This is a genomic window from Mycobacterium sp. 852002-51613_SCH5001154 (assembly GCF_001667425.1).
In the GTDB taxonomy this organism is placed as follows: Bacteria; Actinomycetota; Actinomycetes; order Mycobacteriales; family Mycobacteriaceae; genus Mycobacterium.
On record NZ_LZII01000002.1, the window covers coordinates 57,403 to 67,696 of the forward strand.

Annotated in this window: 11 protein-coding genes; 6 read left to right on the forward strand and 5 right to left on the reverse strand. The window is 70.8% G+C overall.

Annotated features, from left to right (window positions below; translation table 11 throughout):
- The first annotated feature begins 49 nt into the window (after window positions 1-49).
- The 3 genes from rfbD to A5750_RS00270 are packed head-to-tail and all read left to right on the forward strand — an operon-like array spanning window position 50 to window position 2,907.
- The gene (gene rfbD / locus A5750_RS00260; RefSeq protein WP_066949903.1) at window positions 50-934 is read left to right on the forward strand and encodes a dTDP-4-dehydrorhamnose reductase; all 885 of its coding nucleotides are present in this window, start codon (window positions 50-52) and stop codon (window positions 932-934) included.
- A complete protein-coding gene (locus A5750_RS00265; protein ID WP_066949907.1) occupies window positions 927-1,826 on the forward strand; it encodes a glycosyltransferase family 2 protein in 900 nt (299 codons plus the stop codon). The genes rfbD and A5750_RS00265 overlap by 8 nt, the downstream gene beginning before the upstream one ends.
- Before the next feature lies 1 nt (window position 1,827).
- On the forward strand, window positions 1,828-2,907 hold the full coding sequence (locus A5750_RS00270; protein ID WP_066949910.1) for a sugar phosphate nucleotidyltransferase: 1,080 nt from the start codon (window positions 1,828-1,830) through the stop codon (window positions 2,905-2,907).
- 77 nt (window positions 2,908-2,984) lie between these two features.
- Here A5750_RS00270 and A5750_RS00275 read toward each other — a convergent pair whose 3' ends face one another.
- From A5750_RS00275 to cofD, 4 genes are read right to left on the reverse strand one after another with little or no spacing between them, the layout of a single operon-like run.
- Window positions 2,985-3,521 carry an NUDIX hydrolase gene (locus tag A5750_RS00275; protein ID WP_067260505.1) on the reverse strand — a complete coding sequence of 179 codons (537 nt, stop codon included), beginning with the start codon at window positions 3,519-3,521 and terminating at the stop codon, window positions 2,985-2,987.
- On the reverse strand, window positions 3,518-5,095 hold the full coding sequence (locus tag A5750_RS00280) for a class I SAM-dependent methyltransferase (protein WP_067260508.1): 1,578 nt from the start codon (window positions 5,093-5,095) through the stop codon (window positions 3,518-3,520). Before A5750_RS00280 ends, A5750_RS00275 begins: the two co-directional genes overlap by 4 nt.
- A 10-nt stretch (window positions 5,096-5,105) precedes the next feature.
- The gene (locus A5750_RS00285) at window positions 5,106-6,446 is read right to left on the reverse strand and encodes a coenzyme F420-0:L-glutamate ligase (RefSeq protein ID WP_066949918.1); all 1,341 of its coding nucleotides are present in this window, start codon (window positions 6,444-6,446) and stop codon (window positions 5,106-5,108) included.
- Window positions 6,443-7,444 carry a 2-phospho-L-lactate transferase gene (gene cofD / locus A5750_RS00290; RefSeq protein WP_066949921.1) on the reverse strand — a complete coding sequence of 334 codons (1,002 nt, stop codon included), beginning with the start codon at window positions 7,442-7,444 and terminating at the stop codon, window positions 6,443-6,445. Before cofD ends, A5750_RS00285 begins: the two co-directional genes overlap by 4 nt.
- A gap of 352 nt (window positions 7,445-7,796) precedes the next feature.
- Between cofD and A5750_RS00295 the strand changes: the two genes are divergently transcribed.
- Window positions 7,797-8,135 (forward strand): WhiB family transcriptional regulator, encoded by a 339-nt coding sequence (locus tag A5750_RS00295; RefSeq protein WP_082948283.1) that lies wholly within the window; start codon window positions 7,797-7,799, stop codon window positions 8,133-8,135.
- A gap of 15 nt (window positions 8,136-8,150) precedes the next feature.
- Here A5750_RS00295 and A5750_RS00300 read toward each other — a convergent pair whose 3' ends face one another.
- A complete protein-coding gene (locus tag A5750_RS00300; protein WP_066949924.1) occupies window positions 8,151-8,573 on the reverse strand; it encodes a metallopeptidase family protein in 423 nt (140 codons plus the stop codon).
- Between the two features lie 172 nt (window positions 8,574-8,745).
- Between A5750_RS00300 and A5750_RS00305 the strand changes: the two genes are divergently transcribed.
- Together A5750_RS00305 and manB are read left to right on the forward strand one after the other, a co-directional pair.
- A complete protein-coding gene (locus A5750_RS00305; protein WP_082948282.1) occupies window positions 8,746-9,189 on the forward strand; it encodes a DUF3499 domain-containing protein in 444 nt (147 codons plus the stop codon).
- Window positions 9,190-9,309: 120 nt separating this feature from the next.
- The coding region (gene manB / locus A5750_RS00310) for a phosphomannomutase/phosphoglucomutase (RefSeq protein ID WP_082959010.1) at window positions 9,310-10,294 on the forward strand (985 nt) is incomplete at its 3' end.

A 10,294-nucleotide genomic window follows, 5' to 3' on the forward strand; every position in this document is an offset into this window, starting at 1 on the left:
GCGCCCCGGGCGTTCGCCCGGGCTTTCCCGGGCATGCCAGACTCGAACCATGTCGAGCAGGATCGTGATCGCCGGTGCCGGGGGCCAGCTGGGCGGCTATTTGCGCTCGCTGGCGGCCAGTCAGGGCCGCGACGTGGTGGGGCTGACCTCGTCGGAGTGGGACATCACCGACCCCGCCGCCGCCGAACGGATCATCGAGCGCGGTGACGTGGTGGTCAATTGCGCGGCCTACACCGACGTCGACGGCGCCGAGAGCGACGAGGCAGGCGCCTACGCCGTCAACGCCACCGGCCCCGAGAACATCGCCCGGGCCTGCGCGCGCGCCGGTGCCCGGTTGATCCACGTCTCCACCGATTACGTCTTCAACGGGGACTTCGGCGGCGCCGACCCGCGGCCATACGAGCCCAGCGATCAAACCGCCCCGGCGGGCGTGTACGGGCGCAGCAAGCATGCCGGGGAGGAGGCCGTCATTTTGGCGTTGCCGGACGCCGTCATCGTCCGCACCGCCTGGGTCTACACCGGCGGCGACGGCAAGGACTTCGTCGCCGTCATGCGCCGGCTGGCCGCGGGGGACGGCCCGGTGAACGTCGTAAACGACCAGGTCGGGTCACCGACGTATGTGGGCGACCTGGCGGAGGCGCTGCTGCAGATCGCCGACGACCACGTGCCCGGGCCGATCCTGCACGCCGCCAACGAGGGCGCGGTGTCCCGCTTCGAGCAGACCCGCGCGATCTTCGAAGAATGCGGCGCAGACCCCGAGCGCGTGCACCCGGTCAGCACCGCGGAGTTTCCGCGCCCCGCCCCGCGCCCGACCTACTCCGCGCTGTCGGGCCGCGAGTCCGCCGCGGCGGGCCTGCGGCCGCTAAGGCCCTGGCGCGCTGCGCTTGTCGCGGCGCTCACCGCCGATCTACCGTTACCCTCTACGCGTGACTGACGTCCTGCCGGTCGTGACGGTGACCTACTCACCGGGCCCACACCTCGAGCGATTCCTGGCCTCGCTGTCGCTGGCCACCGAGCGGCCCGTGTGTGTGCTGATGGCCGACAACGGCTCCACCGACGGAACCCCGCAGGCCGCCGTCGAGCGCTACCCGAACGTGCGACTGTTCCACACCGGCGCCAATCTCGGGTACGGCACCGCGATCAATCGCGCGGTCGCGCAGCTCGCCGAGACGCCGGACATCGACGACGACTGGGTGATCGTGGCTAACCCCGACGTCCAGTGGGGCCCGGGCAGCATTGACGCCCTGCTGGACGCCGCCACCCGCTGGCCGCGCGCCGGCGCCCTTGGCCCGCTCATCCGCGACCCCGACGGCTCGGTGTACCCGTCGGCGCGCCACCTGCCCAGCCTCATCCGCGGCGGCATGCACGCGGTCGTCGGCCCGCTCTGGAAGCGCAATCCGTGGACGGCGGCCTACCGCCAGGAGCGGCTGGAGCCCACCGAACGCCCCGTGGGCTGGCTGTCGGGGTCGTGCCTGCTGGTGCGGCGGTCCGCCTTCGGCCAAGTCGGCGGGTTCGACGAGCGCTACTTCATGTATATGGAAGACGTCGACCTCGGGGACCGGCTCGGCCGGGCCGGCTGGCTGAACGTCTACGTGCCGTCGGCCGAGGTGTTGCACCACAAGGGCCACTCCACCGGCGACGACCCGGCGAGCCACCTGGCGGCGCATCACAAGAGCACCTATATGTTCCTGGCCGACCGGCATTCCGGGTGGCGGCGCGCGCCGCTGCGCTGGACCCTGCGGGCCTCACTGGCGCTGCGGTCCCGTCTGATGGTGCGTGGCGCGCTGCGCACCCGGAGACGGAAACTGGCGGAAGGGCGGCGCTGAGATGGCTAACCCGCAAGTCGATGCGGTAATTCTGGTCGGCGGCAAGGGCACCCGGCTGCGGCCGCTGACGCTGTCGGCGCCAAAGCCGATGCTGCCGACCGCCGGGCTGCCGTTCCTGACCCACTTGCTGTCGAGGATCGCGGCGGCGGGCATCGAGCACGTCATCCTGAGCACCTCGTATCAGGCCGCGGTGTTCGAGGCGGAGTTCGGCGACGGGTCCAAGCTCGGCCTGCAGATCGACTACGTCACCGAGGACCGGCCCCTGGGCACCGGCGGCGGCATCGCCAACGTGGCCGCCCACCTGCGTCACGACACCGTGATGGTGTTCAACGGCGACGTGCTCTCGGGTTCGGACCTCAATCAGATGATCGACTTCCACCGCGCGCAGCAGGCCGACGTCACCCTGCACCTGGTGCGGGTGGGCGACCCGCGGGCCTTCGGCTGCGTCACCACCGACGAGAACGGCAGGGTCACCGCCTTCGTGGAGAAGACGCAGGATCCGCCCACCGACCAGATCAACGCCGGCTGCTACGTCTTCGAGCGCGGCATCATCGACCGCATCCCGCGCGGGCGCGAGGTGTCGGTCGAACGCGAGGTGTTTCCCGCCCTGCTCTCCGATCCGGACGTCAAGGTGTGCGGCTACGTCGACGCGACCTACTGGCGGGACATGGGCACACCGGAAGACTTCGTGCGCGGTTCGGCGGACCTGGTGCGCGGGATCGCTCCGTCGCCGGCGCTGCACGGCCACCGCGGCGAGCAGCTGGTGCACGACGGCGCGGCGGTGTCGCCCGGCGCCGTGCTGATCGGCGGCACCGTCGTCGGGCGCGGCGCCGAGATCGGTCCCGGCGTCCGGCTGGACGGCGCCGTGATCTTCGACGGCGTCAAGGTCGAGGCGGGCAGCGTGATCGAGCGATCCATCATCGGCTTCGGCGCGCGCATCGGCCCGCGGGCGCTGATCCGCGACGGCGTGATCGGCGACGGCGCCGACATCGGTGCGCGCTGCGAGCTGCTGCGCGGCGCCCGGGTCTGGCCCGGCGTTTCGATTCCCGACGGCGGCATCCGCTACTCGTCCGACGTCTGAGGCCCCATCCCTGTGCGCGAGTGTGCAGCTAGCCGCACGCTCGAGCCCGAGTGTGCAGCTAGCTTCACACTCGGCGGCTAGGGGCGGGTGGCGCGGCCGACCAGATACGCCAGCGCGTGGTCGGTGCCGTCGGGCAACGCGTCGGCCGCCCACCACCGCAAGTCCTCCGACTCGTCGCTGATCGCGATCCGTGCGCCGGCCGGCGCGTGCGCGACGAACTGCAGATCCAGGTGGCGGGTGGGCACGCCCAACGAGCAGGTGACCGGGTGGACGTGGATGGCGGCCAGCCGGGGCTCGATGCGCAAGCCGTCGACGCCGGACTCCTCGGTGGCCTCGCGCAGCGCCGCGGCGACGATGTCGTCGTCGTCCTCGTCGCAGTGGCCGCCCAGCTGCACCCACCGGCCAACGCGGGGATGCAATGTCAGCAGCACCCGGCCGCCGGTGTCGTCGAGCACCAGCGCCGAGGCCGTGACATGACCCGGCACGCACTCGCGGCGACACGCGTCGGGCCGGGCGTGCACATAGGCCAGGACCGCGTGCCGCAACGCGTCCTGCGCCGCGTCGGGCGCCTCCCACTCGGACAGCAGCGAGATCGCCGACTCCCGGACGCTCACCGGGAACCCCGTCGCTTCCGGCGGTCCCGCAGCGCGACCCAGGCCGCGCGGCAGTGCGTCACCACCTCCGGCGTGAGCCCCAGGCCGTCGATCAGGACGTGGCGGTCGACGAGGTCGAGCGCCTTCTCGATCTCGTTGGCCTTCAACAGCAGATCGACGTCGCACGCGAGCTCGGGGCCGGCGAGCGCCGGCGGGGGAATGGGGAGCTGCTCGGCTTCGCGCGGTTCCAGCTCCAAAATCCCCCCGCCGTAACTGCGGCCGATGACCTCGGCGAAGGCGAACGTCACGCTGTTGTGGAACACCGCGGCCAGCCCGGTCGGGTCGACACCGCCGGCGAGCCGGACCCGGTGCACCGTGTCGGTGCTCGTGGCCGCGGCGGCGTTGACGGTCAGCCGCGGCGCGCGGTGGATCTGGCGCAGCATGAACAGGTCCGGGATCCACAGCGACGGCGTGCTCCACCACGGCTTGCGGATCGAGCACTTGAAGCCGCGATCCACGCCGGCGGCCGCACCGGCAGCGATGTGCGCGAGCACGGCGGGGTCGACGGGCTCGCGCGGCGCGTTGAGCAGCCAGCCGCGGCGCCCGGCGGCGACATCGCTTGCCCGGCAGTCGGTGTCGTAGACCAACCCGGACAACTGCGCGCTGCGCGAGACGAGCGGGACGCAGTGGGGCAGCAGCCCGAGCTCGCGGGCCTGCGCGTCGGTGAGCGTGAAGAAGCTGTTGCGGCCCGTCACGATCCCCACATCCACGGCGGCGACCGACCCGAGCCGGATCAGCATCGTCGACCGCTTGAGGGTTCGCAGCAGTCGGATGGCGGCCGGGTCGAGGAAGTACTGGGTCCACTTCTCGTTCTCGTGCAACAGCGCGGGCGCCCATTCGGCGTCCAGGTCCGCGTGCGCGAGGGCACCGGCGTCGGTGAGGTGGACCGTGCGGATCCGGGCGGGCCCCGGGCCGGCGACCCCGCAGAACAACACCACCTCCTGCAGGACGCCGTCGAACACCAATCGCTCGAACGTCACCAGCGTGATGTCGCTGAACCGGCTCAACAGGAACTCGCGCAGCTGTGCGGCGTAGGTGACCTGGAGTAACTCGGCGGGCAGCACCAGGCCCACCCGGCCGCCGTCGCGCACCAAGATCGAGCTCGCCACCACGAAGGGGACCCAGGCGTTGGTCAACCGGGTGGGCCGCAATCCCTCGCGCCGCATCAGCTCCAGTGCGGGATCGCGCTGCTCGGACGCCCAGTTGCCGAACCGGATGTAGGGCGGGTTACCCGCGACCCCGTCCCAGCCGCCGGGCGCGGCGCTGGCCAGCCACGCGAACAGGTTCGCGACGTCGACGGGCGCGAATTCCCGTGCCTTGGCCGCCTCTTCGGCGACGAGTTCGACGCCGTGGACCCGCCCGCCGAGGGCGGCCAGCTCGCGCAGGATCGCACCGTCACCGCAGGAGGGTTCCAGCACGCGCGGTCCGGCGTCGCGCACCCAGCGGGCCAGGAACCGGGCGACGGGCGCCGGCGTGTAGTAGCCGCCGCGGGCCTTGTCGGCGGACGCCGCCGCCTTGCCCGCGAACGTTTTCATGGGGCCAGTATCACTTGCGGATCAACAAATCCCCGGCGTCCGCCGTGTCACGCGGGCCGGCGGGTTCCTCGGGGTAGCCGATCGCAATGGCGCCCAACGGCTCCCAATCACCCGGCAGGTCGAGCTCGGCGCGCACCAGGTCGGCGGCGAAGATCGTCGAGCCGATCCAGCAGCTGCCCACCCCCCGCACGGCCAACGCGACCAGCAGGGCCTGCACGGCCGCCCCGACCGCGACGGTGAACATGGTGTGCTCGGCGTCGGTGCGGGCCGCGTCGGGATACGTGTGCGCACCGTCGGGAACCAGCATCGGAACGACGACCTCGGGTGCGTCGTAGAGAATCTGGCCGCGCGCCACCCGCCGCTCCACCGAGTCGGCGGGCCGGCCGTCGCCGGCGAGGTCCGACCGCCACTTGTCCTTCATGCGGTCCAGCAGCCGCGTCCGAACGTCGGGGCTCTGCAGCCAGACGAACCGGACCGGCCGGGTGTGGTGCGGGGCCGGCGCGGTGAGCGCCTCGGCGACGGCGGACTCGATCAGCTCGGCCGCGACCGGCTCGGCGCTGAACCGGCGCACCGACCGGCGCAACAGCTGCGCCTGGCGGCGCCCCATGTCGAGCGCCTCGGCGGTGCCCAGCCAGAACAGGTCTTCCTCGCCGGGCCGCAACAGCTGCCGGGCCGTCGAGCCGTCGTCGGCCACCGCCAGGCCGCGCACCACGGCCACCGGCATGGCGGTCAATTTGCCCTTCACCAGATCGGCCGCCGCGGCGACCTCGTCGGCGACCGCGATCTCGGTCACCACCAGCTCGTTGCCGTGGCGGTCGACGGTCCCCGAATAGCCGTGCAGCACAGCCAGACCGGCCGACCCCACCGCCGCGTCGATCTGGCCGTTGCGCCACGCGCGGCCCATCGTGTCGGTGATGACCACGGCGACGTCGACGCCGAGCCGGTCGGCCAGCCCGGCACGCAGGGCCGCGGCGCTGCCGTCCGGGTCGACCGGCAGCAGCGCCAGTTCGTCGCGGCCCACGTTGGATCCGTCCACGCCCGCGGCGGCCTGAATCAGGCCGATGCGGTTCTCGGTGATCAGGGTGCGGCCCTTGCGCGCCAGCACGCGCACCGCCTCGGCCTCGACCAGCTTGCGCCGGAGTTGGTCGCGCTCCTCGGCATCCTGCGGCGCCGGCACCAGCCGGCCCTCGCACTTGGACACCACCTTGCTCGTCACCACCACGACGTCGCCGTCGCGCAGCCAGGGCGCAGCCGCGGCCAGGGCCGCGCTCAGGTCGTCGCCGGGCCGGAATTCGGGCAGCCCGGCGACGGGCAGGATCTCGATCGCCGCGCCGGTGCCGTGTTCGGTCACGGCTTCACGCCCGCGAGGTCGAGCCCGGCGCTCACCATCTCGGCCGTCGCCTTCGGGTCGGTCATCAAAAGCGGCACGGCGGCCACCGCCACACCCTGAATGTCGGCGTGGTCGCCCTCGTGCACCAGCCAGCAATCCAGGATTCCGGTGCCACCGCGCGCCCCGTAGTGCTGGCCGACCGCCTCCGCGGTGGACTCCACCCCGATCACCGACAGGCACGCATCGGCCATGCCGCGCAATGGTTTTCCACCGATGATGGGCGAGTAGCCGACGACCGGGGCGGTCGCCGAGCGCAACGCCGCCCGGATGCCGGGGACGGCCAGGATGGCGCCGACGCTCACCACCGGGTTGGACGGCGCCAGCAGGATGACGTCGGCGTCGGCGATGGCCGCGACAGCATCACCTGTGGCGGTGGCCTTTTCGGCGCCGACGAACGCGAAGCTGTGCGTGGGCACGCCGGCGCGGTAGCGCACCCACCACTCCTGGAAGTGAATCGCCCGCCGGGTGCCGTCGTCCGGATCGGTGATCACCACATGCGTCTCGCAGCGGTCGTCGCTCGCCGGCAGCAGTCGGGCGCCGGGTTGCCAGCGATCGCACAGCGCCGAGGTGATCTGCGAGAGCGGGTAGCCGGCGCCCAGCATCTGGGTGCGCACCAGATGGGTGGCGATATCCCGGTCGCCGAGGCCGAACCAATCCGGCTGCACGCCGTAGCGCGCCAATTCCTCTTTGGCGTGCCAGGTTTCGTCGCGGTGACCCCACCCTCGCTCCGGGTCTACCCCTCCACCTAAGGTGTACATGCAGGTGTCCAGATCCGGGCAGACCCGCAGTCCATGAATCCAGGCGTCGTCGCCGATGTTGACGATTGCATTAAGTTCGTGGTTGCCGGTTCCCGCGTCTGGGTGCTGTTGCGTTTCGAACTGTCCCAGCCCGAGCAACTGTTGAATCCCCAGCAGGAAGCGGGCGCCGCCAACCCCACCGACCAGAACGGTGACCTTCACGTGGACGACAGTACTGCCCGACGACTGTGCGGTGGCGGGGCCGTTACGCGGCCCTTAAGCGTAGTCGCGCGCGGTGTGATCGACACGCCGAATGCGCAAAACAACGGAAACGCCGTAATTCGGTCACGAGATGGTATGGAAATGCGCCGTAATGCTTGACCCGGCAGATTAACCCGTGTCTAATCACAACAGTGTCATTTCCCGGTTGGCCGGCCGGTTCCGGTGTCGCAGACCGAGATTCGATCACTTGTTCGAATTGTCGGTACACATCAGAAAAGTGGGAACCACTCACTCTCCCAATCAAACTGAGGAGGCGGACGACCGTATGTCTTACGAACATCTTCGAGGAGTCATGGCGAGCACGCCGCACACCCCTATTGTCTCAGCGCCGGTCCCAACCGTTCGGCCGCACCTGACCGTGGTTCCTGATGCGCCAGTCGCATTCGAGCCCGAGCCGATGCTGGCGCCCGTCGCTGACCAATGGCAGGACCGGGCGCTTTGCGCCCAAACGGATCCCGAGGCGTTCTTCCCGGAGAAGGGCGGCTCCACCCGCGAGGCGAAGAAGATCTGCCTGGGGTGCGAGGTACGCCACGAGTGCCTGGAGTACGCCCTGGAGCATGACGAGCGCTTCGGTATTTGGGGCGGGCTCTCCGAGCGCGAGCGCCGTCGCCTCAAGCGCGGCATCATCTGACGCCGCGCCACAACGTCATTCGTCGTCGATCGTCGGGTCGATGACCGACGGCTCTACATCGAGGTAGATGGCCACCTGGGCCACCAAGATTTCGTGCAGTAAATCACCAAGTTCGACGGTGTCCTTAGCCCGTCGCTCAATTGGCTTGCGGAACAAGACAATTCGTGCCCGCGTGGCGTTGCCGCGGACGTCGACGCCGGCCGGGATCAATCGCGCCAGCGGGATCGGCCCGTCGGCGATCACCTCGGGCGGCCACTGCACGCTGTCGGGATCCTTGGCCGCGATCCGCGGAATCTCGTCGACCGCCACGTCGAGGTCGGCCAGGCGGGCCTGCCAATTCCGCTCGATGGGTTCGTAGGCCTCCAGCACCGCCATGTCGAATCGCTCGGCCCGGCTGCGCCACCCGGGCACCGTCGGCGGCAGCAGCGGGCCGCGCACATCGCGGCCCCGCCGGGAGGACCGATGGGAAGCGAATCGGCCCTGAGACCGATCCCTGTGCGGGGAGCTGCGCGAATCGCCCACGCGCCGATGGTAACGGTTGCACATCGGGGGTCGGCCGGTTGCGCGTGTCCGGCGCTTCGACGGCGTTTCCGCACGATAGCCTTTCGGCGTGAACGTTCCCCGTCGCTGTTGCCGGCCCGGGTGCCCGCACTACGCCGTGGCGACCCTGACGTTCGTCTACTCGGACTCGACGGCAGTCGTCGGCCCGTTGGCGACCGCGCGGGAACCGCATTCCTGGGACCTGTGCGTCGGCCATGCCGGCCGGATCACCGCGCCCCGCGGGTGGGATCTGGTGCGCCACGCCGGCCCCCTCGTTTCTGAGCCCACCCACCCCGACGAGGACGACCTGGTCGCCCTGGCCGACGCGGTGCGCGAGGGTGGCGATCGCGGCGTGCCGTACGCCGCAACGCCGGTGAACGGTTTCGCCGACCCACACATTCACCACGGCGGGTCGCAGGCCACCGCGCCCAGCAGCAGTGTGCTCGCGCCGCCCGAGCATCGATCCGGCCGGCGCCGCGGGCATCTTCGGGTGTTGCCCGACCCCAGTGACTAGCCGTTCCGGCGTCGCGCGCATTCCCCGCGCACCGCTACGGTCGGTGTTTCCCGGGGGCCGATAGGCTGACGGCCAACAGGCGAAGGAACAAACCCTTTCAACGCGTCAGGAGGCCCCGGCATGTCTCGGCTCGCCGCGACCGTGCACCGCGTCGTCAAGGCTTATGACGTACGCGGGCTGGTCGGCGAAGAGCTGGACGAGCCGCTGGTCACCGCTTTGGGGGCGGCCTTCGCCAAGCTGATGCGCGGCGAGGGTGCCCGGCAGGTGGTGATCGGCCACGACATGCGCGACAGCTCGCCCGCGCTGGCCGCGGCATTCGCATCCGGCGTGACGGGCCAGGGCCTGGACGTGGTGCGGATCGGTTTGTCCTCCACCGACCAGCTGTACTTCGCCTCCGGGTCGCTTGACTGTCCGGGCGCGATGTTCACCGCCAGCCACAACCCGGCGGCCTACAACGGCATCAAGCTGTGCCGCGCGGCAGCCAAGCCGGTCGGCGCCGACAGCGGCCTGCGCATCATCAGCGAGGATGTGATCGCCGGGGTCGAGCGCTATGACGGACCACCAGGAACCGTCACCGATCGCGACGTGCTGGAGGACTACGCGACGTTCCTGCGTTCGCTGGTGAACACCGCGGGGCTACGTCCCTTGCGAGTGGCAGTGGACGCCGGCAACGGCATGGCCGGCCTCACCGCGCCCGCGGTGCTCGGCGCGATCGGCTCAATCACCTTGTTGCCGTTGTACTTCGAGCTTGACGGCTCGTTTCCCAATCACGAGGCCAACCCGCTGCACCCGGCCAACCTGGTCGACCTGCAGGCCTACGTCCGCGACAGCGGGGCCGATATCGGGCTGGCCTTCGACGGGGACGCCGACCGCTGCTTCGTCGTCGACGAACGCGGCCGGGGCGTGTCGCCCTCGACGGTGACCAGCTCGGGCACCGCCCGCGACGTGATCACGTTGTGGATGATGGTGGCGCCGATCTCGCGCCCCAGCTCGCGGGCGGCCACCAGGCTGGTCACCGTCGAGGGCGACACGCCCCGGCCGCGTTCGTCGACGACGAAGCAGCGGTCGGCGTCCCCGTCGAAGGCCAGCCCGATATCGGCCCCGC

Coding starts and splice junctions, on each gene's coding strand:
- rfbD (WP_066949903.1), top strand. CDS start 50: ATGTCGAGCAGGATCGTGATCGCCGGTGCCGGGGGCCAGCTGGGCGGC.
- A5750_RS00270 (WP_066949910.1), top strand. CDS start 1,828: ATGGCTAACCCGCAAGTCGATGCGGTAATTCTGGTCGGCGGCAAGGGC.
- A5750_RS00280 (WP_067260508.1), bottom strand. CDS start 5,095: ATGAAAACGTTCGCGGGCAAGGCGGCGGCGTCCGCCGACAAGGCCCGC.
- A5750_RS00295 (WP_082948283.1), top strand. CDS start 7,797: ATGGCGAGCACGCCGCACACCCCTATTGTCTCAGCGCCGGTCCCAACC.